General features: G+C 60.5%; 29 protein-coding genes and 3 pseudogenes. 16 read left to right on the forward strand and 16 right to left on the reverse strand.

Annotated features, from left to right (window positions below; all coding sequences use genetic code 11):
* Positions 1–363: 363 nt before the first annotated feature.
* Together BDK61_RS03150 and BDK61_RS03155 are read right to left on the reverse strand one after the other, a co-directional pair.
* On the reverse strand, positions 364–1,062 hold the full coding sequence (locus tag BDK61_RS03150; RefSeq protein WP_121302281.1) for a hypothetical protein: 699 nt from the start codon (positions 1,060–1,062) through the stop codon (positions 364–366).
* A gap of 59 nt (positions 1,063–1,121) precedes the next feature.
* Positions 1,122–1,487: a hypothetical protein gene (locus BDK61_RS03155; protein ID WP_121302282.1), complete on the reverse strand. Its 366-nt coding sequence runs from the start codon at positions 1,485–1,487 to the stop codon at positions 1,122–1,124.
* 337 nt (positions 1,488–1,824) lie between these two features.
* Between BDK61_RS03155 and BDK61_RS23715 the strand changes: the two genes are divergently transcribed.
* Positions 1,825–2,229 (forward strand): DUF4145 domain-containing protein, encoded by a 405-nt coding sequence (locus tag BDK61_RS23715; RefSeq protein ID WP_208644655.1) that lies wholly within the window; start codon positions 1,825–1,827, stop codon positions 2,227–2,229.
* Positions 2,230–2,253: 24 nt separating this feature from the next.
* Positions 2,254–2,802, forward strand: coding sequence for a hypothetical protein (locus BDK61_RS03165; protein WP_121302284.1), 549 nt, complete (start codon positions 2,254–2,256; stop codon positions 2,800–2,802).
* A 1-nt stretch (position 2,803) separates the two neighbouring features.
* Here the strand turns inward: BDK61_RS03165 and BDK61_RS24120 are convergent, their stop codons facing one another.
* The gene (locus BDK61_RS24120; protein WP_279629709.1) at positions 2,804–2,938 is read right to left on the reverse strand and encodes a hypothetical protein; all 135 of its coding nucleotides are present in this window, start codon (positions 2,936–2,938) and stop codon (positions 2,804–2,806) included.
* 905 nt (positions 2,939–3,843) lie between these two features.
* Here BDK61_RS24120 and BDK61_RS03175 point away from each other — a divergent pair.
* A complete protein-coding gene (locus tag BDK61_RS03175) occupies positions 3,844–4,083 on the forward strand; it encodes a hypothetical protein (protein ID WP_004959240.1) in 240 nt (79 codons plus the stop codon).
* Positions 4,076–4,339, forward strand: coding sequence for a hypothetical protein (locus BDK61_RS03180; RefSeq protein WP_004959237.1), 264 nt, complete (start codon positions 4,076–4,078; stop codon positions 4,337–4,339). The genes BDK61_RS03175 and BDK61_RS03180 overlap by 8 nt, the downstream gene beginning before the upstream one ends.
* A gap of 72 nt (positions 4,340–4,411) precedes the next feature.
* On the opposite strand, the gene BDK61_RS03185 is transcribed toward BDK61_RS03180, so the two are convergent.
* Together BDK61_RS03185 and BDK61_RS03190 are read right to left on the reverse strand one after the other, a co-directional pair.
* Positions 4,412–4,852, reverse strand: coding sequence for an acyl-CoA thioesterase (locus tag BDK61_RS03185; RefSeq protein WP_004959235.1), 441 nt, complete (start codon positions 4,850–4,852; stop codon positions 4,412–4,414).
* A 126-nt stretch (positions 4,853–4,978) separates the two neighbouring features.
* Positions 4,979–5,527, reverse strand: coding sequence for a KH domain-containing protein (locus tag BDK61_RS03190; protein ID WP_005537076.1), 549 nt, complete (start codon positions 5,525–5,527; stop codon positions 4,979–4,981).
* 106 nt (positions 5,528–5,633) lie between these two features.
* Between BDK61_RS03190 and BDK61_RS03195 the strand changes: the two are divergent.
* Positions 5,634–5,906 (forward strand): annotated as a pseudogene (locus BDK61_RS03195) (IS6 family transposase); the annotation flags it as partial.
* On the opposite strand, the pseudogene tnpC reads toward BDK61_RS03195, so the two are convergent.
* Positions 5,894–7,367, reverse strand: a pseudogene (tnpC, locus tag BDK61_RS03200) (IS66 family transposase). The pseudogenes BDK61_RS03195 and tnpC sit on opposite strands and share 13 nt — an antisense overlap.
* A gap of 26 nt (positions 7,368–7,393) precedes the next feature.
* On the opposite strand from tnpC, the gene BDK61_RS03205 reads away from it, so the two are divergent.
* Complete coding sequence (locus tag BDK61_RS03205) at positions 7,394–7,855, forward strand: IS6 family transposase (RefSeq protein ID WP_394337632.1); 462 nt, start codon at positions 7,394–7,396, stop codon at positions 7,853–7,855.
* Between the two features lie 57 nt (positions 7,856–7,912).
* Here BDK61_RS03205 and BDK61_RS03210 read toward each other — a convergent pair whose 3' ends face one another.
* The 5 genes from BDK61_RS03210 to BDK61_RS03225 all read right to left on the reverse strand — a co-directional run bounded on the left by BDK61_RS03210 (position 7,913) and on the right by BDK61_RS03225 (position 12,270).
* Complete coding sequence (locus BDK61_RS03210) at positions 7,913–8,962, reverse strand: sensor histidine kinase (protein ID WP_121302286.1); 1,050 nt, start codon at positions 8,960–8,962, stop codon at positions 7,913–7,915.
* 276 nt (positions 8,963–9,238) lie between these two features.
* Entirely contained in the window at positions 9,239–10,174 is a 936-nt protein-coding gene (rio1, locus tag BDK61_RS03215) for a serine/threonine-protein kinase Rio1 (RefSeq protein WP_004959225.1), read from the reverse strand.
* Positions 10,175–10,215: 41 nt separating this feature from the next.
* The gene (eif1A, locus tag BDK61_RS03220) at positions 10,216–10,503 is read right to left on the reverse strand and encodes a translation initiation factor eIF-1A (RefSeq protein WP_004516096.1); all 288 of its coding nucleotides are present in this window, start codon (positions 10,501–10,503) and stop codon (positions 10,216–10,218) included.
* 122 nt (positions 10,504–10,625) lie between these two features.
* Positions 10,626–10,754 (reverse strand): hypothetical protein, encoded by a 129-nt coding sequence (locus BDK61_RS24125; RefSeq protein WP_007189436.1) that lies wholly within the window; start codon positions 10,752–10,754, stop codon positions 10,626–10,628.
* Positions 10,747–12,270, reverse strand: a complete 1,524-nt coding sequence (locus tag BDK61_RS03225; RefSeq protein WP_007189435.1) for an aldehyde dehydrogenase family protein — start codon at positions 12,268–12,270, stop codon at positions 10,747–10,749. The genes BDK61_RS24125 and BDK61_RS03225 overlap by 8 nt, the downstream gene beginning before the upstream one ends.
* A gap of 188 nt (positions 12,271–12,458) precedes the next feature.
* Here BDK61_RS03225 and BDK61_RS03230 point away from each other — a divergent pair, with 188 nt between their 5' ends.
* Positions 12,459–13,175 carry a helix-turn-helix domain-containing protein gene (locus tag BDK61_RS03230; RefSeq protein WP_004959217.1) on the forward strand — a complete coding sequence of 239 codons (717 nt, stop codon included), beginning with the start codon at positions 12,459–12,461 and terminating at the stop codon, positions 13,173–13,175.
* A 1-nt stretch (position 13,176) separates the two neighbouring features.
* Here the strand turns inward: BDK61_RS03230 and BDK61_RS03235 are convergent, their stop codons facing one another.
* Both BDK61_RS03235 and BDK61_RS03240 read right to left on the reverse strand, forming a co-directional pair.
* Positions 13,177–14,013 carry a proline dehydrogenase family protein gene (locus BDK61_RS03235; protein ID WP_004959207.1) on the reverse strand — a complete coding sequence of 279 codons (837 nt, stop codon included), beginning with the start codon at positions 14,011–14,013 and terminating at the stop codon, positions 13,177–13,179.
* A gap of 72 nt (positions 14,014–14,085) precedes the next feature.
* Positions 14,086–15,057, reverse strand: coding sequence for a proline racemase family protein (locus tag BDK61_RS03240; RefSeq protein ID WP_121302287.1), 972 nt, complete (start codon positions 15,055–15,057; stop codon positions 14,086–14,088).
* Between the two features lie 140 nt (positions 15,058–15,197).
* Between BDK61_RS03240 and BDK61_RS03245 the strand changes: the two genes are divergently transcribed.
* The 7 genes from BDK61_RS03245 (at position 15,198) to BDK61_RS03275 (ending at position 20,886) form a co-directional block, all read left to right on the forward strand.
* Complete coding sequence (locus BDK61_RS03245; RefSeq protein ID WP_049939009.1) at positions 15,198–16,496, forward strand: ABC transporter substrate-binding protein; 1,299 nt, start codon at positions 15,198–15,200, stop codon at positions 16,494–16,496.
* A gap of 30 nt (positions 16,497–16,526) precedes the next feature.
* Entirely contained in the window at positions 16,527–17,444 is a 918-nt protein-coding gene (locus tag BDK61_RS03250; RefSeq protein ID WP_011224246.1) for a branched-chain amino acid ABC transporter permease, read from the forward strand.
* Positions 17,441–18,550: a branched-chain amino acid ABC transporter permease gene (locus BDK61_RS03255; protein WP_011224245.1), complete on the forward strand. Its 1,110-nt coding sequence runs from the start codon at positions 17,441–17,443 to the stop codon at positions 18,548–18,550. Before BDK61_RS03250 ends, BDK61_RS03255 begins: the two co-directional genes overlap by 4 nt.
* Complete coding sequence (locus tag BDK61_RS03260; RefSeq protein ID WP_121302288.1) at positions 18,543–19,355, forward strand: ABC transporter ATP-binding protein; 813 nt, start codon at positions 18,543–18,545, stop codon at positions 19,353–19,355. Before BDK61_RS03255 ends, BDK61_RS03260 begins: the two co-directional genes overlap by 8 nt.
* Positions 19,352–20,074: an ABC transporter ATP-binding protein gene (locus BDK61_RS03265; protein WP_121302289.1), complete on the forward strand. Its 723-nt coding sequence runs from the start codon at positions 19,352–19,354 to the stop codon at positions 20,072–20,074. The genes BDK61_RS03260 and BDK61_RS03265 overlap by 4 nt, the downstream gene beginning before the upstream one ends.
* A 117-nt stretch (positions 20,075–20,191) precedes the next feature.
* A complete protein-coding gene (locus tag BDK61_RS03270) occupies positions 20,192–20,602 on the forward strand; it encodes an SCP2 sterol-binding domain-containing protein (protein WP_121302290.1) in 411 nt (136 codons plus the stop codon).
* 38 nt (positions 20,603–20,640) lie between these two features.
* Positions 20,641–20,886, forward strand: a complete 246-nt coding sequence (locus BDK61_RS03275; protein ID WP_004590621.1) for a DUF7470 family protein — start codon at positions 20,641–20,643, stop codon at positions 20,884–20,886.
* 11 nt (positions 20,887–20,897) lie between these two features.
* On the opposite strand, the gene BDK61_RS03280 is transcribed toward BDK61_RS03275, so the two are convergent.
* Positions 20,898–21,824, reverse strand: coding sequence for a sensor histidine kinase (locus BDK61_RS03280; protein ID WP_244209668.1), 927 nt, complete (start codon positions 21,822–21,824; stop codon positions 20,898–20,900).
* An 86-nt stretch (positions 21,825–21,910) separates the two neighbouring features.
* Here BDK61_RS03280 and BDK61_RS03285 point away from each other — a divergent pair, with 86 nt between their 5' ends.
* The gene (locus tag BDK61_RS03285; RefSeq protein ID WP_011222252.1) at positions 21,911–23,185 is read left to right on the forward strand and encodes an IS4-like element ISHma1 family transposase; all 1,275 of its coding nucleotides are present in this window, start codon (positions 21,911–21,913) and stop codon (positions 23,183–23,185) included.
* 13 nt (positions 23,186–23,198) lie between these two features.
* On the opposite strand, the pseudogene BDK61_RS03290 reads toward BDK61_RS03285, so the two are convergent.
* Positions 23,199–23,441 (reverse strand): annotated as a pseudogene (locus BDK61_RS03290) (PAS domain-containing protein); the annotation flags it as partial.
* A 32-nt stretch (positions 23,442–23,473) separates the two neighbouring features.
* Positions 23,474–25,450 carry a DUF460 domain-containing protein gene (locus BDK61_RS03295; RefSeq protein ID WP_121302291.1) on the reverse strand — a complete coding sequence of 659 codons (1,977 nt, stop codon included), beginning with the start codon at positions 25,448–25,450 and terminating at the stop codon, positions 23,474–23,476.
* A gap of 191 nt (positions 25,451–25,641) precedes the next feature.
* On the opposite strand from BDK61_RS03295, the gene BDK61_RS03300 reads away from it, so the two are divergent.
* On the forward strand, positions 25,642–26,202 hold the full coding sequence (locus tag BDK61_RS03300; protein WP_121302292.1) for a sugar O-acetyltransferase: 561 nt from the start codon (positions 25,642–25,644) through the stop codon (positions 26,200–26,202).
* The last annotated feature ends 73 nt before the right edge of the window (positions 26,203–26,275 follow it).

Consider the following 26,275-nt stretch of genomic DNA (forward strand, 5'->3'; position numbering starts at 1 on the left):
CCAGCACCGGGCGGGCCGGGACAGCCGGGGGCAGGGGTGGGGTGATTCGAGAGGGGTCGAAATGTGTGAGCGGTCACGCTCTCTGATTGAGAGTCCGTATCAGCGATGGTCGAACCCACCGATTTTCATGCACTCGTGAAGCAGTATTGTGGCTCGTACAGGCCGCGTAGCCGGTCGTGACGGTCGCCTTCGACAGCATGGCCCACTCGGGCGGCAGACTTCGAGGGCGGGAGCGCAGAAGTGAGGGGCGAAAACGGGCCGCTGACAGTCATAAAGTATCCCGTTCTGGTGAACTCGTCCAACAGTGGCTTTCTTATATTTTTAGTAGCCCTGTCATTGCTCCGAACACTTCGGTTCCCAACGTCATTCATCTGGTCGGCTTGAAGCGAACGCACTCTTGTTGAAAATGTATTCGTAGGTAATCTCATTAGGCCGTGTTTGAAAGAGTTTCTTCCCTTCTTCCGGTTCAATATCAAACCAGCGTCCGGGAACCGTTACAGGTACACTCTTCTCTTCGCCAAATTCCGTCTCATATACCACATCAATCCAAAAACAGAACTCAAAGACTTCATGTCGCAGTGACTCACCAACTCCCGACTGAAAATTCCCGTAGCCTTGACCATTCGGGTCGGGGAATGGTGGTTCCCCTCGAAACTCGACTTTTCTTTCAGTACCCATAATGTCGCGTTCTCTCAATTTCTCCCCTTCTTCGTACCGGTGTATGTTGTGTTCGACTGTGACCACCTCGACGCTATCCCGACTTCGAGAATCGGAAACCATGTTCACGTCGTCTTCCGTGGGAAACTCGACCGTTGTACGAAGACGTAGATTCTTGGCTAAACCCTCACCGAAATTTGAAAGGTAGAGCGTAATCTCGTCTCCGTTCATCTCCCAATCCGAGACTTCAAGCGAGGGCATCTGTTCTATTTTCAACAGTTCATACTGCTGGTAATAGAGCCACACAAGTAGACCGCTCAAAATAATCGACCCGAGCGCTCCGAGAACTTGACCCCATTTCAGTAACCAGTTGAAGAACGGAGCATATGGCGAAAGGAGTGACATGAACGAAGCAATCGGGGCCACCGACAAGAATCCCAAGGGCGGAATAGGAGACTACACGGTCACACGGAGTTGAGTTCGTCCAATCGGCCATAGGTCACGTCGTCGGGGTCTTCATTGGTCAGGCCGTATCGAGAGAGATACTTCCGGACAGTCGTCGGGGAACAGTCGAACTCGTCGCGGGCCGCTATCTCGTCCGCTGAAAGCCCCTGTTCGACATGCAGGCGACGTAGGGTATCCTCGTGTCGCCACGGTCGGAGTATCCCGAGGCTTTCCATGTAGACGGTCACGCGGGCCGTCTCTACGCCCAACTCGAAGGCAATCGTCCTTGGCGACAGCCCGCGCTCATGGTACGCCCAACGCAGAAACTTACGGTCGCGCCACGGCTCTGTTTCGGGGACACGCTCTTCAGGTAGGCGGAAGGTCATATTCGCTACTACGGGAGTTTACCAGTAATGGGTTCGGTAGTGATGACCACTTTCACCGTGGTAGCAGGAGGTTTTTCTCGTCTCTGTACAACAATCACACAACATGAACGATTACGTTCCACCACAGGCAGACGAAGACGCATTTCACTGTCCACATTGCGGAGTTTTCGCTCACCAGCGCTGGCAAGACCTTCAGGCCCGGAATCGGCAAGGAGGTCGGAGTCAGATTTTAGACGGACAAGTGGCACGTTGCACGAAGTGCGATAATCACCACCTATGGGTAGATGAGGAAATGATATACCCACAAGCGTCCTCGGCCCCGAAGCCGACTGACGATATGCCGGACGAGGTATGTGAGGACTTCAATGAAGCCAGACAGATTGTCGATGACTCTCCCAAGGCCTCCGCCGCTCTTCTCCGCCTCGCTATGGAAAAATTGGTACAAGACCTGACCGGGAATGAAGACCAGAGTCTCTACAACGGTATCGGGGAACTGGTTGAGGAAGGGCGGATTGATGAACGGATTCAGAAAGCGTTAGACGCTGTTCGAGTGACCGGTAATGACTACGTTCACGCAGGGGAAATATACAGTCCTGACGACCGCGAGACTGCCCTTCGTCTATTCGAGTTGGTGAACGTGATTGTTGAACTCACGATTACTCGTGAGAAGATGATAGAAGAGGCGTACAGTGAGATTCCGGGGAGCAAGATGGATGGAATCGAACAGAGGGATGGAAACTAATCGGTTCTACACATAATGATTCCAATGCAGACGCTTCCTGCTCTCGGTGATGTTTCTGTTATTGACGCTGTTACTGTAGCCACTTTGTTGGTGTCGGGATACATCGCGTATCGGAGTAAGGCTAATTCCTTGACCACCGTTCGAGAGCAAGAACGATTTCTGGCAGACCGACTTCAGGAAGGAAAGTTCGTGGAGGAACCGTTTGTAGTTGCTATAGACCGCGTTGAAGTTAGAGAGAAGGAAACCAGATGGTATCGTCTGAAGCGTCTTGTCCTTCGTCCGTTCGAGGGAAAGGCGCTTCTTACAGTTCGGTGGGAACATCATGGGATGGGAGAAGGATGGTGGGAGAGCGAATACGGCGATGTTCTCGCGGAACCGTTTGATTTCGACGTTCAGCATATCCACACAGAGCAGGTTGCGGATACTACACTCACTCAATTTGAACTCGGCACGTTGGATTCAGACGAGATTGCGCAATTCGCAGGGGCGCTTCCGAGATTCGCGCAAATCGCTGTCAAAGGGAATGAGAACGTTCAGATAGAGCCGGTCAAAACCCGGTTCAGCCTGTCCTAAATCACAGGTCGCCAATTAGACGAGCCTGTGCGACTGCGAGGTTCTTTTCCTCGTCTGTCTCTGCGCCAGCCATTTCGATTACTTCCTCTTCGTCGGCTGGTATGCGAATCTCATTCTGGTTCTGTTCGTTGCTCATGCCTGTACTATCAGTCGGGATACGTGAACTTCTTTCGCCCGTCGGAGAGAGGCTATTACCCCGAAAATTATCGAAACGGATTGGTCTTGGTTCGACATACACCGCTCCCACCCCACGATTTATAAAAACAGAGTTACTATAATATCATAAGAAGGGCCGAAGTGGAACACTCTCCGGCAATAACTGCCCGAAAACAGGCCAGAGAGTGCTTGGGTAAAGCGCGTCCTTGGTAAGGACGAGACCCCGGATTCAAATTCCGGCCTAGGCTTCTCACGCAAACTATCTGCGCAGAGTTCCATCTCCGCGCGACTCCCGTGAGCGTGTGACACGGGAGCGGGATTTGAATCCTTGGAAGACGACCACTGAGAGTCTTCCTCTGGTTCAACCGGCCCATGCTTTCTGCAACGAACGAGCTTCGCGGAGGTCCATCTCTGCGCAACCTCGCCGTGTGTCCCGCTGAGGCTTTTTACGAGGAACCAATTGCGCAGGCTTCTGGCGGTTCGTAAGTGGATGGTGTGCCAGTGGCAGCTATAATCCCGAATATCGGTCTCCTATGAGGTTTTGAGGCCGTCAGTTCTGCTGACCCCTTGCAAAGGGATATACCGGAGTAGGCCTAACGTTGCATGTGAGTACCACGCAGGGAAAGGGAGACGCGGCGTCGCAATCGGAAAGCGACCGCCGCTCTGGCGTCCGTTGCGCTGGCGCTGTATTTCTACGCTGTCCGCGGCGACAGACAGTCGGCCCAGCTCCTCGGTTTCTGGCCGACAACCGTCTTCGGCCTCCCTCACTTCGCACCGTGAAATCAAACGGCTGCTCCAAGCGGACGCTAACTGAGCAGGGGTTGCCGTCGATTCACAGCAGTGTAGCAAACGACGCGTAAGCACGGCCCGACCAGCCACCACCACATGAGCTCAACCTTCACACAGACCATCGCACGCATTGACCTCGACACACGAATCCAGTACGGCATGATGCTCCTCTTCGGAGGGCTCTGTCTGATAGCGGCGGCCTCTCCACTTGGCACCCTCACCAAAGCTGTCGTCGTCTCCGCTCTGTTCGGATTTACCGGCGGACTCTGGGTATCGCATCTCGTACAGATTATTCAGGAGGCAGCGACGGCACAGTCTGAGGCCGACAATGAGTGAAGACGTCGTTGAGGAACAACAGCCACAGACGTCGGGCTTCCTCAATGGCCTCGAATTTCTCACCGGTGAGGACCCAAGCGCAGGCTCGTTTCTCCTGGTCGTCGGGATGGTCACCTGCGTATTTATCGCTGGCTTCCAGTTTCTGCTGAACCCACCGATTTCGACGCTTCTCACTGGGCTTGTTCTGGTCATCAGTGTCATCAGCTTCATTATGGGCGCGGTGCTGGATATGCTCGATTACTTTGAAACCCCGTAGCAGTCGCTACTTGACTGCAGAAAACCGTAGTTAGTGGCCAAGCGACGATGTTTTGCTATCGGTTTCCGGGTGCTACCGCTCCGGCTCTTCTGCAAGTGCCGTTTCGCGCAACCGTTTGCACTCCTCGCTTTCGGCAGTTAGCTCAGGGACCGGCGTTGGTTTCCCGTCGTCGACTGCGACGAAGGTGGCGTACGCGCTGGTCGTCTCCTCTGTTTCGCCCGTGTGTGGCTCCTCGCGTGCGACCTCGATGCGGACCCGGACGCTGGTTCGGCCCGTGGCGTAGGCGTAGGAGTCGATGAGAGCGGTGTCGCCGATGGGAATCGGGCGCTCAAAATCGACGCGGGACATCTGTGCGGTCACGCAGGTCTCTCTGGCGGCCCGCATGGCCGACATCGCGCCGATTTCGTCCATCCACTTCATGACGATGCCGCCGTGGGCGCTCTGGTAGTTGTTCGCGTGAGTGGGCTGGACGCGCTCGCGGTTGATGATGTGCGTCTCGGCGATGGTCGGCATACCTGCCTGTAGGGTCTGTTCCGGCAAAACGCTGTGGTGCGCCCCTGATGGGACCTGATAGCGACCGTGCGCGCGTATACTGCTCCATGGCGCGCAATCGCCAGTCACGCAGTCGAACTGCCGGCGTTACCCGGTGAACTGGTGGTATTCGAGACCTTTGTGTTTCATCTCGTTGTGCTTGCGTTCGAGGAACGAGTAGACAGAGCCGTGGGGAGCCCCGTCCAGAATCATCTCGGCGGCCTCCCGGACGGCGTCGACCTGCTCCGGGCCGCCGATGATGCCCAGCGTCGACCCGTAGATGACGACGGCCGCGCCGGAGAGTTCCTGCATGAGCTCCCGCGTCCGGCCGCCCTCGCCGATGAGCCGGCCCTTCTGGCGGCGGAAGTCGTTCTTATTGCGGGAGGCGGCCTCGATGTCGATGAGTTCGAACATCATCATATCGTCTTCGAGCAGCGCCAGCGCGTCGTCGGGCGCGAACCCGCGGCCGATGGCCTTCACGATGTCGGGGCCTTTCAGCGCCGTCACGGGGTCGCCGACGGACTCGACTTTCACCGTGCCGTCCTCGGAATCGATATCCAGCCGCACTTCTGCACGCGACTCGATTTCACGCATGGTCTCACCGCCTTCACCGATCAACACACCGATACGGTCCTGCGGAATCTTCACGTGTTGCATAAGTATACTACCCCGTAGGAGGTTCTGCCTGTTTAAAACTTCGGCAGTCGCGTGGGTCGTGTTTAGTTAAGCGTGAAAAGTGAGGCGAGAGTGATTTCAGCTGTCCATGGCAGAAATCACGCGCCTCAGCGGATGTAGAGACTGGATTGATTTGGGTTTTGTGGAGCGCGAGCGGACACCCGAGCCAGCGATGGCGTTGGGTATTCAATCGCACGTTGCGGGCCTCTCGCTATCGAATACCGTTGAATTACTCGAAGATCTGGGTGTCCAACGCAGTCGCAAAGCCGTCCACGATTGGGTGCAGAAAGCCGATCTACAGCCCGACTCTGGAAAATCTCCGAATCAGATTGCGATTGACGTATGTGTTTACCCTGTGGATTCAACGACCGGTACAGCGCGAGCTCGTGAGATCATCTCGTTGTCCCGAACGACTCGCTTGAGTTCCTCATAGGGATTGCGTCCCTGCTGGCTCCACGTTGCCAGCAGGGAGAAGAGGGTTTCGTGGACGAACATTCCGCGGTCGTTCCGGAGTGTCCCGATGATTTTCCGAAGAACGACTGGTTCACGTAGCGCGTTTTCCGCAGCGTTGTTCGTCGGCGAGACCGCTGGCTCACCGACGAAGGTGAGCCAGTGGTCGAGGCCTCCTTCGATCTTCCCGAGTAGTGTTGCCACTGGTCCGTCGGGGACCGACCGCTCAATCAACGATTCGAGTTCTCTCCGCGCGACACGCTGTAATTCTGCCCGCTCGCGCAGTGTCAAGTCGCTCTCCAGCTGAGTCTGGAGAGCGGCATACAACTGTGTGAGCGCTCGGTAGATCGGTTCGCCTTCTTCCTGCTGTTCGGCAGCATCCTCGGCCTCCCGGAGAATGTGCGCCCAACACCGCTGGAGTTTCTTGCTGAAAGCTGGGTACGCTGTCCACCCGTCACAGATAATCGTTCCTGCGAAGTCCTCCCCGAGGACTTCCGCAGGAACATCGTGGCCACGACTTTCCCGGACGGCGTACAGCGTGTGCTTGTCCGTTCGGAACGTCCAGAGCCACGCTTGGTCTCCGTCGCGCTTGATTCCCGTTTCATCAACGTTGACCACGTCGGCCTGTTGAATCTGTCTACGTATCTGCTCGTACTCCGAGCGACCGGCGCGCGCTGCGCGCTCGGTCGCATGCCACGCGGACGCGCCCGAAAGGTCCAATCCGTGGAGTTGGTTGAAACGATCAGCGATCTTTCGGTAGGGAAGCCGGTGATCGTACCGGGAAAGAGCCGCCTGCGCGATGACGTTCACCCCGAACTGCCCCTCATCGGGGCAGTCGGGGTGTGATGCCACCGTCTCGGTTCCGCACGAGTCGCACTCGTAGTAATGGCGGTTGTACTGGGTAGCTTCCACAGGCTGCGGATCAGGAATCTCTTCGACGAGTCGCGGGCTGACGCCCTCCGACTCATCGAACTGCTCACCACAGTCAGGGCAACAGTCACACGTGACTTCGACCTCCTCATCTGGATCGGGTGCAGACCGCCACTCGGGATTATGGCCGGATTTTCGACCCGGTGTCCCGCCGTCAGTACGAGGTTCTTCGTCGTCCTCGTCGGATGAAGACGAGGACGACTCCTCAGAGTCAGATTGTTTCTGACTGGAGGGGGTGTGCGGTCCTTCGTGCCAGCGAAGTTTGGCTCTGAGCCGCTTGTTCTCTTCGCGGAGGTGTTGATTCTCCTGTTCAAGCTTCTCAACACGATTTTTGAGCGCAAGAAGTTCCTCACGCGAAACCTCAACGCTGTCATCTGAGGAAGTCACGCGACTGCACTCCCCAAAGCAGACGACACGGGATGGTCTCTGTCAGAGAGACCATCCCTCACAATCGCCTTTGTCGCCTGCATTGACCTACTGGCAGGTCAGGGGCAATCTACGAGAGAGTACCGAAATCGTTCTGGGGGTAAACCGATGCCGATTGACGAAACAGTGATTCGGATCAACGATCAGCAGTTCTGGCTGTACGCCGCGGCCGATCCGCAGTCGAACGAACTGCTTCACATCCGGCTATTTGCGACGACTACGACCACTCTCACAGAAATTTTCTTGCGCGAACTTCGGCAAAAACACGACGTCGAAACTGCCGTCTTTCTCGTCGATGGCGCTCAACATCTTCAAACTGCACTGCAACGAGCTGGACTCCGATTTCAGATGTCTCGCCACGGAAATCGGAACGCTGTCGAACGGATTTTTCGAGAACTAAAGCGACGAACCTCGTCGTTTTCGAATTGCTTTAGCCATGTCGAACCGGAAACAGCCGAAAATTGGTTGCTGAGTTTCGCTCGCTGGCACAATGCTACTAACTAAACACTACCGTCGCGTGACTGACAAGTGCCGGGCGGCCGTCCGCCGGCAGAACCCGCTTCAGTCCAGAAACTCGACGCCGGTGATTTCGAACCGCGCGCCGCCCGTGTCACTGTCGGTGACGAGGATGTCCCAGCCGTGTGCGCCCGCGATGGTCCGGACAATCGAGAGCCCGTAGCCACTGCCATCCTCGGCAGTGGTGAAGCCGTGGTCGAACACGTTGTCCTTGATTTCGTCTGGGATTCCCGGGCCGTCGTCTTCGACGTAGAAGCCGTTGTCAAGTGGGCCGACGCGGACGATAACGGCCCCGTCGCCGTGTCGAATGCTGTTCTGAAAGAGGTTCTCGAACAGTTCGATGAGGCGGTCGGCGTCTGCGCTCACCGAGCCGATGTCCTCGTAGTGGAGCGTGGCTCGGTCGGTGGTTTCGCCGTGTCCCTCCCAGGCAGTGTTAACAACGGCCTGAACGTTCGTCGTTTCCGGGTCGGTGACGACGTTTCCTTGCTCGGCGACAGAGAGCAGGTCGTCAACGAGACGGGCCATCCTGTCGCTCGTTTCTTCGAGGGCATCAAGATGTTCCTCATCACCCGTCTCGCGGGCCAGATGCACCCGCGAGGAGATGACGCTGAGCGGGCTCTTCAGGTCGTGGGCGAGGATGTCGGTGAACTCCTTGAGCCGGTCGTTCTGTCGTTCAAGCATCTTGTCGTACTGGTGTTTCTCTGTCGTGTCCTGGCTGACTGCGACGAACCCTGTCAGCTCTCCGTCCTCGAGTTGCGAGAGCGAGAGGGTGGCCCAGAACACGGACCCATCAGCCCGCCGGTGCCAGTGCTGTGTCTCGACGGGGCCGCTCGCCACCTCGATCAACAGCGATTCAACGGTTGTCTCCATCTCCTCGGGGTCGGCAAACAGCATGTCAACGTGCTGGCCGACTGTCGCGTCCCGGTCGTAGCCGTACAGTGACGCTGCCGGCTCAGGCCACGTCGTGATGGTGCCATCTGTGTCGAGCATGAACACTGCATGCGAGGACAGCCCCTCAATGAGGCGTTCAGAGACCGAGTCGTCGCTGTCCGCTGTCTGTTGGTCCGAACTGCTGTCTGCTGGGTCGGTGTCCATCAGTCGCACCTACTCGGGCCAAACCAGTGACGACTCACCCGGTATGAGAAGCACTGTGACAGGTCACACATGCTGAGATATACAACATCTAACACCTTACATACTGTGGTTTTCACAATCAAAATAAGTTGTGAGGAAATGGGTGAAAACCGCGCAGTACTGCGATTTCATCTCCAGAAAGCGTCGGAATGACTGGTACTGATAGCAATTCACTTATCGCTACGGCAATACGTTCTCACCTGCCGAAACCGCTCCGTGCGAACAGAAAGCTGGTGACTACTCGTCGTCGCGGCGGTCGGCTGGTGTTCCCTGCGGGACGGCGTCGTCGTCGCTGCCCGGCGCGGTGTCGGCCTTGTCTTTCGGCGTCGCGTACTCTCGGACATACGCGAGCAGTTCCTCCGGCGTGGCGTCGACGCCCTGTCTGGCGAAGAAGTTCGCGACGTTGCGGCAGTCCCGTTCCAGAAAGTCGTCGGCGTTAGGATGGTGGATGGTCACCGCTTGCCCGAGGTCGATGATATACAGCTGACCTTCGTGGAAGACGATGTTGTACTCAGAGAGGTCGCCGTGGACGAGGCCGGCGTCGTACAGCCGGCGGGTGTACTCCTTGACAACCTCGTAGGCCGTCTCGGGGTTCTCGATGTGAACCTCGCTGAGACGTTTGCTACGGCCCTCCTCGGTCCCGAGATACTCCATCACGAGAACGTTCCGCTCGACGGCGATGGGTTCCGGCGTCCGGACGCCGGCCCGGCGGGCGCGCTTGAGATTCGACGACTCTTTGCGGACCCACGCGGTGACGACCTTCTTTTTGTCCGAGCCGATGCCCTCGAAGCGGGGGTCGCCGTCGAGATAGCTCCGCATATCCTTGAAATCGGATGCGTTGATGCGGTATACTTTGACTGCGACCTCCGTCTCGCCCGACAGCGCCGTGTAGACGTTGGCCTCCTTGCCTGTCGAAATCGGCCCGCCGAAGGCGTCGATGTGGCCGTCCTGCACGAGCTTGTACAGCGCGCCGTAGGTGGCATCGTCGAAGACGCTGGCCTCGACCTTGAACTGGTCTGCGTCCTTGATGCGCTTGCGGAACTCGCTGAACTCGCGGTCCCGTTTGCGGGCGATACGGTCGGCTTCCGTGTCGGAAACGTCGACCTCTTCCCATTCGTCACCCGGTGAGTCGACGTCGTCCGTATCGAGCAGGCCGAACTGCCCCTCTGTCACGCTTGTGCCTCCGTCGAGCGCGCGGCCAGATACATATCAGGCTACTCCTGAATGTGGCCCTCCTCGCGCAGTTGGTCGGCGTCCTGTTTCTCATAGCGCCACGTGATGTCGGCTTTCTCGTCTTGCCAGTCCCATGGTTCGACGAGGACCACGTCGTCTTCGCGTATCCAGATCCGCTTTTGCATCTTGCCCGGAATCCGGGCTGTGCGCTCGACGCCGTCCATACAGCGTACCTTGACGCGGTTCGCGCCAAGCATGTCCATGACGACGGCGAACACCTCGTCCTCTTCCGGCATCCGCAGGTTCTTCCTGCTGTCGTTGTCGCTCATAGACGGTACTTCGACGGGGAGAGGTTTAAGGTTTGGAAAAGTTGGACCGTGAACCCAGTCCATGGCCCCCGTCACGGTGTGGGACAGACGCTGGGGCCGTACAAAAAAGCGTGGTCGTCGCGTCAGTCAGCGCCGAGGCAACCGACCCACGAGCAGTCGGTGCACGTCTCGATGCCTTTCGCTGTCGTCGTCTCGCCGCGACAGCGCGGACAGACGGACCCGACCTCCGGCGACTGGACGGACTTACTCATCGGTGATGATATCGGCTGACAGACCCTGTGCCATCTCGATGTCCTTGGAGTTGTTCAGCGTCCAGGCGGTGCGCTCGGTGACGGCCTCGATGACCTCGCGGCCACTCGGGAGGCCGTTCCCGGACTTCTTGACGCCGCCGAAGGGCAGGTGGACCTCCGCGCCGATACACGGAAGGTTCCCGTAGGCGAGACCGATTTCAGCCTCGTCACGGAACTGGTTGATCTGGCGGTAGTCCTCGGAGATGATGGCCCCGGCGAGGCCGTAGTCGACGCTGTTGTGCATCTCCAGCGCCTCGTCGAAGTCACCCGAGTACTCAAGCAGTGCGACGTGGGGACCGAACACTTCCTCGTTGATGCAACGCAGGTCCTCGTCGTAGTCGACTTCGTAGACGAACGGGCCGACCCAGTGACCCTCCTCGTGGCCATCGGGAATCTCCTCGGCACCGAGGTCGGCACGGTCGACGAGCACGTTCGCGCCCTCCTCGCGGGCGAGGTCGTTGTAGCGTTTGAATTTCTCGACCTGATCCTCCTCGATGAGCGGCCCCATGAACGTGTCTTCCTCCAGTGGGTCGCCGACGGCAATGTCCTCGGCGATGTCGACGAACCGTTCCTTGAATTCGTCGTAGAGGTCTTCGTGGACGATGAGGCGCTCCGAGGAGACACAGCGCTGGCCAGTCGTCTTGAAGCTCGACATCACGGCCGAGTGGACGGCGACGTCGAGGTCAGCTTCATCTGTAACGACGACGGCGTTCTTCCCACCCATCTCGCAGGCGGCGATCTTGCCGGGCTCGCCACCAACCTTGGAGGCGATCTTGTGGCCGACTTCGGCGCTCCCGGTAAAGAGGACCGTCTCGACGCGGTCGTCCTCGACGATGGCGTTGCCGGCGTCGCCATAGCCCTGCACGAGGTTGAACACGCCGTCCGGGATGCCCGAGTCCTCGAACATCTCGGCGATGATGTGGGCACACCACGGGGTCTGTTCGGCGGGCTTCCAGACGACGGTGTTGCCCTCGACCAGCGTCACTGCGAGGTGCCAGAACGGGATAGCGACCGGGAAGTTCCACGGGGTGATACAGCCGACGACGCCCTTCGGCTTCCGCCGCATGTAGGCGTCCTTGCTGGCGATCTCCGACGGTACCACGTCGCCGTGGGGGTGGCGGGCGTTGCCGGCGGCCCACTCGACCATGTGCCAGGACTCGGTGACGTCGGCCAGCCCTTCGCTGATCTCCTTGCCACACTCCATGGTGACGATTTCGCCGAGTTCTTCGTGGCGGTCACGCAGCTCGTGGTAGATGTCCCAGAGGTATTCCGCGCGGTCGATGTGCGAGAGCGAGCGCCACTCGTCGTAGGCGTCCTCTGCCGCAGCCAGTGCGTGGTCGACATCGTCCTCCGTTCCGCGGTGGAACGAGGCGAGGGCCTCGCCGGTGGCCGGGTTCTGACTTGTGAACGTTTCGTCGCCGGTGCCTGTCGTCCATTCACCGTCGATGTAGTGTCGACGTGAGTCGTCTGTACTCATGATAGGTACTGTACGCGTCCCCCACCAATATGTTCCACCGTCCATGGTCAGGGGTCGGCAATAACCTGATATATCCTCTACAATCCGGCATTATCTCCCATGGTCGGTGTTCCCCTTATCAACCGCACCTTTATTTGCGTCCATATCGTGACTATCCTTAGCACCCCTTCATACGGAGGGCGCTCAGTATGAGTAACGCACAATCACAACACGGGGGACTCCAACTCACCCTGAGCATCTGGCATCCTGACTGCTGGACGCTCGAAGTTACCGACAAGACGGCGGCGGGTCTGCTGGCCCACGGCGTGTACAACACACAGAACGGTAGCGTGAAGGGTCTGTTCACCGCGTACGCCGACAGTATTAGCGACGTTGAAGCGCTCATCGACGCGACTCGTGACTCGTCACTGACTGACTCTGTGCTGGAGTTGCGCGAGCGTCACGGCGCGACTGGAACGGGCTCGTCGCCGGGGAACACGACCCGCGAGTTGTTCGTCGAGTACAACCCGGACAACACCATCAGCGATAGCCTGCTCTCGCGCGGGTTCATCCACAACGACCCGGTTCGGGTCCGGCATGGTCGCGAGCACTGGCCGGTGTTTTTCCCGGACTCCCGCGACGAAGCGGAGTCACTCCTCGACGAGATCCGCGAGGAGCAATCGGCCGATATCGAGGTCACACGAATCACGTCTGCTGGCGGCGGCAATCCGAAGCAACTTCGCCGGATGGACCGGCTTTCGGACAGCCAGCGCGAGGCGTTCGAACTTGCCCGACAGGAGGACTACTACGCGTGGCCACGGGGTATCTCGACGCGCGAACTCGCGTCGAAACTCGGCGTTTCGAAGACAACGCTGCTCGAACACCTTCGGAAAGCAGAAGCAAAACTGCTCGACCCGGACCAGTAGTTTAGCTCAGCACGGCTCGGACGGCGAACAGCGCGTTTTCCTTGCGCTCGCGGACGCGCCGATAGAAGTAGGAGAACCACTTGTCGCCGTAGGGGATGTACTGCCACATCGGGATGCCCTCGGCGGCGAGGTCGCGTTGTTCGTCGTCGCGGACGCCCATCAGCATCTGCACCTCGTAGTCGGTGCCGTACTCGTCGTGGAGGTCTTTCGCGTAGTCTATCATCGCCGGGTCGTGGCTACCGACGCCGATGCCGCCCTCAAACTCCTCGAACATCAGTTCGAGACAGTCCCGATAGGCTTCGTTGACGCGCTCTTTCTTCTTGTAGGAGACCTCTTCGGGCTCGGAGTAGGCTCCCTTGACTAGCCGGACCTTCCCGGGAAGGGGTGCAAGCCGTTCGAGGTCCTCGGGCGTCCGCTTGAGGTTCGCCTGCGTACAGACGCCGACGCCGCCCTCGTGTTCTGTGACGAGCCGTTCGTATGCGTCGAGGGTTACGTCGGTCGTGGTGTAGTCCTCCATATCGACCCAGACGAAGACACCGTGGTCGTCACCCGCCGCGACGATACGTTCGAGATTCTCGACGAACACGTCGTCCCCAACATCGAGACCGATCTGTGATGGCTTGACCGAGACAGCGCAGTCAAGGCCGCTCTTGTCGATTTCCTGTATCAACTCGACGTACTGGTCTGCGTCCTCGTCGGCTGGCTGGCGCTCGTCGTAGTGTTCACCTAACAGATTCAGAATGCCCTTGACATCGTCGTCATTGAGCGAAGCGACGTGGTCGAGCGCCCCCGGCGCTGTCTCCCCGGCGACGAAGTTGTTCGCTATCGGCGGAATCATTATCGAAACTACGCCACTATATCAGCCTAAACGCACCCCCTACCAAAAAAATCACACACCTGAAGCCTGAAATCAAGAGAGAGTGAAACTGCCGAGCGTATCGTCGTCGTTCTGATAAAACGTGTGCTCGCCCGTAATATGCGCTGTGCCCGAAACGACTGGACTGGTCACGGTGACACCGCTGTTGACGCTGGTGTCGGTAATATACCCCTCGAACGTCGACCCAACTGGACCGGTAACTTCGACACGCTCGCCGACGGCGAGGTCGCCGTCGACATGATGGAGCGTCAACCGCGCACACGTGCCTGTTCCACAGGGGGAGCGGTCGACGGAGCCGTCGGCGAACACCACACAGCTCCGGTCGCTGTCGTCGCTAGCGGTGAGTTCGACCGCTGAGACGGTTGCCCGCGTTCCGGTGACTGGGTCCTCGGGTGTGGCGTCGTTGACTGCTCGGCGGAGTTCCAGTGCGGGGTCGATACACTGCGTGGCGTCCTCGCTGTTGAGCACGACCCCGAGGCTGTCAGCGTCGACCACGGCGAAGTAGTTCCCGGAATAGACGATACGAGCCTCGACCGGGACGCCATCCTGTTCGACGGTAACCGTCTCACAGACGTAACTGTCGACGTTTTCGAACGCAACGCGACGGACGACGCCGTCAGCTATCTTGACCGTCACGTCGACGAGCCCTGCAGGGGTTTCGACGGTCAACTCTGGCGCTTCGGGAAGCTCGCCCCGCTCGATGAGTGCGGTGACGACCCCGATGAGGCCGTGGCCACACATATCCAGATAGCCGTCAGTGTCCATGAAGAAAACCCCGAGGTCGGCCCGGTCAGTCGGGACCGGGACCGCGCCGAACATGTCCGCGTGTCCGCGGGGCTCCTGCATGAGGAGTTTCCGGACGCCGTCAGCCGTGGCTTCGAACCGGTCACGCCTCTCTCGGACAGTCTCTCCGGCAAGCGTGTCGGCCTCGATACCGTCGAGTACGATGCGTGTCGGTTCTCCGCCCGTGTGCGTATCTACTGTGATGAACTCCGTTCGTTCCATAGCCGTAGCGATACTCTATGCGGCAAACGCGTTCCAGAAGTATTAATTCACGGCTTCTCGTATGCTGTCCAGAACATGGTGCCTACCATGGACGGGGACACGGTTATACAGGGACTTGCGAAAAAGGATATCAGTATACCATGAACGAACATGACACGCGTTCGATTGACAGGCGAAGCGTAATCAAAGCTGCTGCCAGTGCCGGACTTGTCGGCCTTGCCGGCTGTTCCGGTGGTGCTCCCGACGAAGGTGATGGGGGCGACGGTGGCGACGGCGGCGACGGCGAATCGACGGATTCCTCGACGGACTCAGGCTCCGAAACCTACACCATCGGGATGGTTGACAGCCTCTCCGGTTCGCTGTCGGCGTTCGGTCAGCGGAACCAGCGCGGCAAGGAAATCGCGCTTGACGATATCAACTCCGTCGGTGTTAGTGGCGGCGAACTGGCGATCTCACAGCAGGACGACCAGAGTACGAGCCAGGGTGGAGTCAGTGCAGCCCAGACACTCGTCAATCAGGAAGAGGTTCCGCTGCTCATCGGTACTGTCGGGAGCGGCGTCAGCACGGCCATCCACGAGAGCGTTGTCCAGAACACTGATGTCGTCCAGATCAGCCAGAACAGCACCAGCCCGAACCTGACGAACTTCCCGGACCTGCTCCGGATGCCGCCGGCCGGCAAGGCTCAGGCGGAGGCGATTTCATCGCTCCTCAACGAGGATGGTAATGAGTCCGCCGCGCTGGCCTGGATCAACAACGATTACGGGCAGTCCGTCGGTGAGGCCTTTATCGAGGCCTACGACGGAGAAATCGTCTACAACGAACCCCACGACCAGGGTCAGTCTTCTTACAGCAGTACAATCTCCTCGATGTCTGACACCGACGCCGACGCGTGGGTGTTCATCACCTACCAGCCGGAGTTCGCGACGATGTCCCAGGAGGCGTTCGACCTGGGTGTTACCGATCAGGCCGCCTGGTACGGCGGCGACAGCGTCAAGGGCCCGAAAGTCCTCGAATCCGCTCCCGAGGGCAGTCTCGACGGAATGAAAGCCGTGGTTCCGAGCGTCCCGCAGGACGCCGAGAACTACCAGGCGTTCGTCTCGGAGTTCCAAGAGCGCTTCGGCGAAGAACCCACGTCGTGGTCGGCCTACGCCTACGACGCGGTGGTCGTCAGCGCGCTCGCTATCGAAGCCGCCGACGAGTTCACGGGCTCGGCGCTCATGGAAGTCGTCCGGGACGTGACCCGTCCCGAGGGTGAGGAGGCGACCTCATACGAGGACGCACACGAGATTCTGGCGAACGGTGGCTCACCGTCGGACGTGGATTACACCGGCGTGAGCGGCCCCATCGACCTCGACGAGAACGGTGATCCCGTCGGGTTGCTGCAGGTGTTCGAAGTCGTGGACCACGCGTACGAATCCAGCGGCTTCATCGAGGGCTAAGGCGGCCACGACCCTTTTCCATTTTCACCAATGGCGCAGATATTACAGTACCTGGCAAACGGGCTCGTTTTCAGTAGTATCATCATCCTCGGGAGTATTGGGCTCTCGCTGGTCTACAGCATCGCCGACTTCGCGAACTTCGCACACGGCGATACGATGACGCTTGGTGCCTACGGGGCGTTCGTCGCGTTCGGTGTGTTTGGCGGCCTTGGCGGCACCGTTCTCGGTCTCCCGATCGGGTTCTTCCTGTCTCTGGCGGTCGGGATGGCGCTTGCGGCGGTCGTCGCCGTCCTCACTCATATTCTCGTGTACAAGCCCCTCGATACGGACTCGATCGGGCTGCTCATCACGAGCATCGGCGTGGCGTTCGTCTACCGCGCAGTGCTACAGGCGACCTTCGGGACGGACTTTCTACAGTACGATATCAGCCGCAGCGGACCGATTCCGGTGCTGCTTGACACGCTCAATGTCGCAGTCACACAGCGAGACGTGGCGATTATTGTCAGCGCGGCGGTCCTCGTCGCCGGCCTGCATCTCCTGCTCCAGCGGACGACGCTTGGGCGGAAGATGCGCGCGACGGCCGACAACCCCGACCTTGCACGCGTGAGCGGTATTCGAACTGACCGCGTCATTCTCGTCATGTGGGTTGTCGGCAGCGCCCTGGCCGCCGCCGGCGGCGTCTTCCTTGCGCTGTACAGCCAACTCGACCCGCGAATCGGCTTCAACATCCTGCTGGTCGTGTTCGCCGCAGTCATCCTCGGCGGTATCGGGTCGGTGTACGGCGCGATGCTCGGTGGACTCCTCATCGGGATGCTCCACGAACTGACGCCGCTGCTCAGCGATGTCGGCCTTCCGGTCAGCAACGCCTACGCGCCGGCTGTCGCGTTCGTCATCATGGTCGCGGTCCTGCTTGTCAGGCCCCGCGGCATCGCGGGTGATATGACATGAGCACACTCGATGTCGGTACGTACTCGCCGCGCGAGAAGGGTGTCGTAGGACTGCTCGGCGCGCTCGCCGCGCTCCTGCTCGTCGCGGTTTTGACCGGCTTCCTTGCACCAGCGTACCTGCTGTATCTCATCGGGCTGTCGGCGATGTACATGCTCCTCTCGATGGGGCTGAACGTCCAGTGGGGGTACGGTGGCATGATCAACTTCAGCGTCGCGGCGTTCTTCGGCCTCGGCGCGTACGGGACCGCATTGCTGACGGCGTCCGGCTCGCCTATCTCCGGCGGCGTCAGCCCCGTCATCGCGCTGTTTGGCGGTCTCGGACTCGCCGCGGTGCTCGCGGTGATTATCGGATATCCGACGCTGAAACTCCGCGACGACTACCTCGCAATTGCGTCGCTGGGCCTTGCAGAGGTCGTGCGTATCTTCATCCTCAACGAATCGCAGTGGACGGCGGGCAGTGCCGGTCTGACCGGCATCCCGCTGTTTTTCTCCGACTGGCCCGTGCTCGGCGACCTGACCTATCCGTACGTGTTCAACGTGGGGGGGACGCCGGTGTTCAACATGAGCCAGTCGGTCGTCACCAGCCTGCTGAACGTCGTTCTCGTCACGGTGATTGTCGCGGCGGTCTATCTGTTCCTCCGGCGCATCCACCAGTCGCCGTGGGGCCGCGTCCTCCGAACGATTCGGACCGACGAGGACCTCGCGGAGACGCTGGGCAAGAACACCTTCGCGTTCAAGATGCAGGCCTTTGTCATCGGAAGCCTCATCATGGCGCTTGCGGGCGTGTTCTACTCCCACCTCGTGTTGTTCGTCAGCCCGCAGGACCTCCAGCCGATCACGACGTTCTACGTCTGGGTCGCCGTTATCCTCGGCGGCACTGGCAGCGACCGCGGCGCAATGCTGGGTGGGTTCACTATCGTCGCCATCCAGCAGGGGACGCGCTTCCTGACCGACACCGGGGCGCTGCCAATCGGCGCGGCACCGCTCCGACTCATGCTGGTCGGTTTGCTCATCATCTTTATCGTCAGGCTCCGCCCGGAGGGGATTCTCCCGCCGGAGCGCGAACTTATCTGGCCCGACTCGATGGGTGGTGGTCGCGATGAGTGAGCAGTCGCTCGTCTCCGACGGCCCGGTTCTCGGGAAAGACGACCCCGTTCTCCGTGCTGAGGGGCTGGAGAAACGCTTTGGCGGCCTCGTGGCAACGGACGACGCGTCCATCGAGGTCGAACGCGGCACGATTACGGGTCTCATCGGTCCGAACGGGGCCGGCAAATCGACGCTGTTCAACCTCGTCTCGGGCTTCTACGAGCCCGATGCGGGCTCCGTCTCGGTCAACGGCGTTGACGTGACCGGCCAGAAGCCCCACGCGATCGCCGATCAGGGGATGATCCGGACGTTCCAGACGCCGCGAAAACCGGAGGGGATGACCGTTCGGGAGGCGCTACTGGTCGGACCACACAACCAGACCGGGGAATCGATTATCCCGCTGTTCACCTCGCCGAGTACCGTTGAACAGGAGGAACGGCGCTCGCTGGAACAGGCCCAGCAGATGCTCGAACGGTTCGAAATTGGCGATCTGGCGACCCAGCCAGCAACGGACCTCTCGGGCGGACAGATGAAACTGGTCGAACTGGCCCGCGGGATGATGGCCGAACCCGACCTGCTGTTGCTCGATGAGCCGGTCGCCGGGGTCAACCCTGTGCTGGCCGACAAACTGGCGGGGTTCATCGAGGAACTCAACGAGGAAGGCATCACCTTCCTCATCATCGAACACGATATGAACTTCATTATGCGGCTCGCCGACCCGATTATCGTCCTCAATCAGGGGAGTGTCCTCGCCGAAGGGCCGCCCGAGGCGGTCCGGAGCGACGAGCGCGTCATCGACGCCTACCTCGGAGGGCCGTCGGAATGACCGACCCTATCCTCACCGTCGACGGCGTCGACAGCGGCTACGGTGAAGTGCAGGTACTCGATGACCTCTCACTGACGCTCGGCGAGGGGGAGATCGCTTGCCTCGTCGGCCCGAATGGGGCCGGCAAGTCCACTGTCCTCAAGACGGTGTTCGGGATGCTGGAGCCATGGACCGGCTCGGTACGTCTTGGCGACCGCGAAATCGGCGGGATGGCCCCGGAAGATATCGTCCGAATCGGCGTCGGCTACGTCCCACAGACCGAGAACGTGTTCGGCTCGCTGACCATCGACGAGAACCTCCGGATGGGTGGGGTCGCTCGCAACGACGGCCTCGACGAGGTCGTGGCCGAACTGTACGACCGGTTCCCCATCCTCGACGACAAACGCACCGCGAACGCGAAGACGCTCTCGGGCGGCCAGCGGCAGGTGCTGGCCTTCGCCCGCGCGCTCGTGATGGAGCCCGACGTGTTGCTCATCGACGAGCCAAGCGCCGGTCTGGCACCCAACACTGCGAAAGAGGTGTTCGACGACGTTGAGACGGTCAACGACCTCGGCACGTCGATCCTCATGGTCGAGCAGAACGCCCGCGAGGGTCTGGGCATCTCCGACCGCGGGTTCGTCCTCGACCAGGGGACAGTCAAGTTCGAGGGCGAGGCTGACTCACTGCTCGACGACCCCGAGGTGTCTCGACTGTACCTCGGCGGCGAATCGCGCCGCTAAGCCCCCGTTTCGCTGTTTTCCTCGCGTTCTTCGCGGAGCCACAGCGACGACTTCCCGGGGGTTGCACTCGAACGGACAAGGCAACACAGAAAAGCCCCCCTTGCATACCGCCTGCCAATGACTGTGACGCTACCGACCGAGGCCGACGACTGGGCCGCTGCGTGGCGCGACCGAATCAACGAGCGTGCTGCGTTCGCCGACAGCGCTGACGACTTCACCGCCGTATTCTGTTTCGAAATCCGCGCTGACGACGCCTATACCGGCGAACCGATACAGTTCGTCGTTGTCATCAAGGACGGTGCCTGTACCGCTGCTGGGACGGTCGCGGACCCCGAGTACGACTTCGCGTTCCGTGGCCCCTACAGCGAGTGGGTCACGATGTTGCAGGGCGACCTCGATATTTCTGCCGCCGCGATGGACGGAACCTTCGACGTTGAGGGCGACACGATGTGGCTGCTTCGCCGGCAGGACACCATCGCCGAGATGGTCGCGGCGGCGCAGAACGTCGACACCGAGTTCGAGCACTGACCGACGGGCTTTTGTCCGCCCGCTTGGCCTACACGGGTATGTTGGACAAACTCGGTGCGGTTGGCATCGGCGGCATCGTCGTGTTGCTCGCCGGCATCGGTCTGGTCGCGTGGAAGGCACCCATCGTCGCCGTCGGCATCGCTCTCGTTGTCGGGGGCCTCGGACTGGTCGTCTACGGCCTCGTCACGAGCCTGCTCGGCGCGTTCGGACTCGGCGGCGGGATGGGCGGTATGGGTGGCGGCGGCATGGGCGGTGGCGGTATGGGCGGCGACGGCATGCCCTGAGGCGGAGACGACTAACAGGCGGTGTCCGCATCAATATCGAACTCGAACCGTGCACCGCCGTGTTCTCCAGCTGTGGCACGTACTGTCCAGCCGTGGGCTTCGGCGATTGCCCTGACGATATAGAGACCGAAGCCGGTTCCGTCAGCCGCCCGTGACGCGCCCGGTTCGAACACCCGCTCCCGTTCGTCGGGAGCGATTCCCCGGCCGTCGTCCTCGATTGCGAAGCCGTCGGGCGTCGGTACGACGTGAACCGTTATTTCGGTGGTGTCGCCGCCTCCTTCCTCGTCGGATGCTCGTTCGTCGCGTCCAGGCCCGTGTGTGACGGCGTTAGCGAAGATGTTCTCAAACAGTCGGAGCAATCGCTCTGGGTCGGCTTCGAGCAGTATCGATGGCGGCGGCTCCAGTAACGCCCCGTCGGTTTCGACGTACGCCCACGCCATCGTTGCCACGTCAGCGATGTCGACCGCCTGCTCGTCGGTTGCAAGCGTTCCCTCTCTGGTCGCGGTTCGCATGTCCTCGATAATTGATTCTAACCGCTGTAACCCGTCTCTGGCGGCGTCGATACGCTCGGGCGACAGCTCCTCGGCAGCGAGTTCGAGGTGGCCGCTGGTGACGGCAAGCGGCGTCCGGAGGTCGTGTGCCAGCAGGTCGGCGAACTCCGTGAGCCGCTCGTTTTGTCGCTCAAGATGCCACTCCCGCTCGCGCCGGTCCGTGATATCTCGACCGACACCGCTGAACCCCTGAACTGTACCGTCGTCCCCCGCGAGGAGCCGACCGCTGAGCTCGAACGTCACCACCCCTTCCGTCGTCTCTGCTCGCGCTTCGACGCTCGTTTGACCCGACTCGAACACGTCCTCAATAGCTGCTTCAACGGCTTCCCGGTCGTCTGCAACGAAGAACTCGGTCGGGCATCTGTCTTTAGCTAAGAGACGAACCACGTGACAGCAGCGGCTTATCGAGGCTACTTTTCGAGAGGAATGAGGAGGAGTCCGCTGTGCACACTGACACCTCCTCGTCGAGAATCATGCGTCGGCTCACTACACTGTTTCCCTCCGAGTTCCTCGAAGAGCACGCCGAGGAACTCGGCGTGGTCGAGCGAGAGGGCAAGCTTCAGATTCCTGTCCTCGTGTGGGCGCTCGTGTTCGGCTTCGCCGCAGGCGAGAGCCGAACACTCGCTGGGTTTAGACGCTGCTACAACGCTACAGCTGACGAACCGATCTCTTCTGGCGGTTTCTATCACCGGTTGACGCCTACTCTTGCAGAGTATCTCCGCGACCTCGTCGAGGCCGCGCTCGACGAGGTCGCTGTCCCTGATGCTGTTGACGCTGATATCGACCGATTCAGGGACGTGATGATCGCTGATGGAACCGTGTTGCGGTTGCACGAGTTCCTCTCTGATGAGTTTCAAGCCCGCCACGAGGAGCAGGCTGGAGCGAAGCTCCACCTGCTCCACAACGCCACCGACCAGACGATTGAACGGATCGATGTGACTGATGAGAAAACGCACGACAGCGCGCTGTTCAAGACGGGATCGTGGCTGCAAGGACGACTGGTTCTGTTTGATCGGGCGTACTTCAAATACCGCCGCTTTGCGTTGATCGACGAGAACGACGGCTACTTTGTGAGTCGGCTGAAGCAGAACGCAAATCCGGTGATAACGGCGGAATTACGGGAATGGCGCGGCCGCGCCATTCCCTTGGAGGGCAAGCAGATCCACGACGTGGTCAATGATCTCTCGCGGAAGTACATCGACGTAGAGGTGGAAGCAGAATTCAAGCGCGGCCAGTACGAGGGAACTCGGTCGCTGGACACGAAGCGGTTTCGCGTCGTCGGCGTCCGCAACGAGGACGCCGACGACTACCACCTGTACATCACGAATCTGCCGAGAGAGGAGTTTCTCCCGGCGGATCTAGCGACGCTGTATCGGTGTCGATGGGAGGTAGAAACGTTGTTCCGTGAGTTGAAAACGCAGTACGAACTGGACGAATTCGACACGAACAACCCTGATGTCGTGAAAATTCTACTATACGCTGCGTTGCTGTCACTGCTGGTGAGCCGAGAGTTGTTGGATCTGGTCACCGAGCAGGCCGACGATGAGATCGTGTTTCCGCCGGAACGCTGGGCGGCGACCTTCCGGTCGCACGCCCAGCTCATCCTCCACGAACTCGGTGAGTACCTCGGCTACTCGCCACCGCCGTTGCTGGAGCGGCTGATCGAGGATGCTCAGAAGATCCACCAACAACGACCGATCTTACAAGAGACGCTCGCTACCGCTACACAACCGAGGTGTGAGTCTTAGCTAAAGACGAATGCTCGGTCGGGTCCATTCCCGACAGTTCGCCGTCCGTCAGGCCGAACAGTTCGTTCAGCCGAGCGTTCCAGTACGCAAGTTTGCCGTCTGCGTCGTAGACGTAGAAGACGTCGTCGAGAGTCTCGACCGCGGCCGCCAGAACACGACACTGGTCTTCCATGCGAGACAAACGCACCCGAAGACCATAACTACTCAGTACGGCTGGCTCGCCGTTGTGCCACCGACACACCGAACGGAGTGCCATGTCGCTCCGTCCTGTTCGACGGACGCCAGCGTCTAGTTCTCGCTCGTCGGCCGGTCGGCCCGGTGTTCGCTGATGATCTGGTCGACCATCTCCGCGTTCTGCTCCTTCCGGCGGTCGGCGGCGCGTTCTTCCCAGTCTTCGATTGCCGCCTCGATTTCGCCTTCACGGGCGACAGCCAGTTCGTCCACTTCCTGTACGGTGACCATCTCGGCTGGCGCGACGGGGATATCGCTGTCGAACAGCACCTGATCGGCAATGTCGGAGAGGTTCCCGTTCCGGAGGACGATTTTCGGGTCGATATCCGCCAGTTGCTGGGCCGTCGACCGGCCCGCACCCGAGGCGTCCCGGAACATGACGATGTCGTCCTCAACGAGGCCAAACCGCTCGTCGGCGTCGGCGATAGCGTCCTTGGTGAACTGTTCGACCACCTTGACCGGGGTCAGCCCCTCCTGTTTCTCCGAGACATCGGCGAAGTTCGAGTGGTCGAGCTTCCACAGCGCTTTCAACCGTTCGAGCTTGTCAGCCAGCGCCTCGCGTTTCTCCTGTTCGTCATCGACTTTCCGTTCGAGGGCCTCGTTGCGCCGCTGGAGCCGCGTCACCTCGCGGTCTTTTCTGACCTCGCGCCGGCCCTCGCTGCGGGCCTTCTCCAGTTGTTTGTCCTTTTCCGAGAGCTGGTCGTCCTTGCGCTTGATAGTCTCTTTGAGGTCGTCGACGTGTGACTCAAGGCGTTCGATGCGGGCGTTCAGCCGCTTGATTTCCTTCTCGTCGTCGGTGAGTTCCCGCGGTTCGTGGGCCGTTGTGTCCTCGTCCTCGCTGTCGTCGTCTTCGAGGTCCCGCAGCACTGTTTCGACGCTCTCCTCGCCGGCGACGACACGGTCGATGACCGGTCCCACATCGTACTGTGGCGGGACCTTGCCCGCGACACGCTCGAACTGGTCGGCGTGGTGGTCGAAGGCGTAGAGCGCGGCGGCCATCGCGTCGCGTTCGTGGTCGTTGTCGTACGCCTCCTCCCGAGTCCGGTGTTTCTTCTCGTCGACCGGAAGGTCGGTGTCGGGTTCCCAGCCGGCGGCGCTAAAGGAGCGCCGGAGTTTCTCGACGGTTTCGGGCATCGGCGTCACGTCGGCAGCAACAACGACGGGCCGTCCGCGCTCGATAATCCACTCCGTCGTCGCGGCAGCGTCGTCGGTGCGCGAGGAGTACACGTCCAGTACAGTGCCGTCGAGAGAGACGATGGCAACAGCCGTCGTCGTTCCGGGGTCGACGCCGACGACGACGTGGTCGCGCCGTTTCGCCAGCGGCTTGAACTCGATGCCGTCCCGCCGCTGGCGCTCGATTTCGACGCGCGTGTCGCCCGACCGGGCTCTCGACACCGGAATGTCCTGTGGTCGGGCCGAGACCTGAAACACGGCGTTGGAGAACCCGCCGTACTTCTCGGTCACGTCCCGCTCGTACTCCAGACCGGCAGCGTCGAGCTCGGACTCGATTTCGCGCGCTCGCTTCCGGACTGCACCGTGGATGCGCCGGGTGTAGCGGTCTTCTGACCACCCTCCCTTTCCGGTCGAGCGGCCCCGCGAGACCTTCACCTCTGTTGTATCGGTGAAGGCGGACACCTCCTGCCCGACGTTGGCGGCGGCCAGCCGGGCCGCGGCCTCGGCCTCCTCCATCGGGTCCTTGCCGTAGGGGACCCCGTGGCGCTTGGCGACCCGGGAAAGCGGCTCCGGCCGCTCGTCGCCGGTCACCTGCACCAGTTTTGTTTCGTCGGGGAGGGACCCGAGGACGTGGATCAGGGCATCCTTGTCCTCGGCGAGTTCGTACATGTTATCCGTCGCGACGATGGCCGGCTCCTCGTCCTCGATACGCCGGCGGAGCTTCCGCCGCGAGACCACGTCTCGCTCGACTGATTCCCCGTCGAAGACCACCAGCGCGTACGACGGTGCGTCACCGCGCACGTCGCCGCTCTGGATGTCGACACCGAAGACGACTGCGTCGAGCGCTGCCGTGCGGTTCACGAACCATGGTAGGCGACGGTCGACTATAAATCCGTTCCGGGCTAGCAGGGTGGGTCGTGTTTCGGGACGCGATGGCGACTTCGAACAGCCAGAAAGCCCCCCGACCCAAACATCTCTTACCGGGGCGCTCCGACAGCCCACTATGACCATCCCTCGCCGCGCCGCGAGAGAGACTTCAGAGGTGGGTCGGAATGGCGTCTGAACGGGAGAAGATGCTGGCGGGCGAGCGCTACGACGCGAGCGACCCAGCACTCGTTACTGCCCGAGAGCGTGCGAACGAACTCACCCGGGAGTACAACCAGACCGACCCATCTGAGGCCGACACCAGACAGGCGCTCATCGAGGACCTCTTTGGCTCGGTCGGTGCGGACTGCCACGTCGAACCGCCCTTCCGGTGTGACTACGGCGACAACATCCACGTCGGCGATGGGTTCTACGCGAACTTCGACTGCGTCGTACTGGATGTCTGCCGGGTCGATATCGGCGACGACTGCCTGCTCGGGCCGGGTGTCCACATCTACACCGCGACGCACCCACTTGACCCGGATGAACGACGTAGCGGCGTCGAGTACGGGAAGCCGGTGACTATCGGCGACAATGTCTGGGTCGGTGGGCAGGTGGTCATCAACCCGGGCGTCACCGTCGGCGACGATGCCGTCATCGGGTCCGGTGCGGTCGTCACCGACGACGTTCCTGCTGGCGTCGTCGTTCAGGGGAACCCCGCGTCGGTCGTACGTGAAATCGAGGATTGACAGCGCCGGACAGTAGTTGCGGCCGAACGGGTGTGACCCGTCGCGGGGTTCTTCGCGCTGTGGCACGTACCGT

It is taken from the genome of Haloarcula quadrata, from assembly GCF_003634715.1.
Taxonomy (GTDB): domain Archaea; phylum Halobacteriota; class Halobacteria; order Halobacteriales; family Haloarculaceae; genus Haloarcula; species Haloarcula marismortui.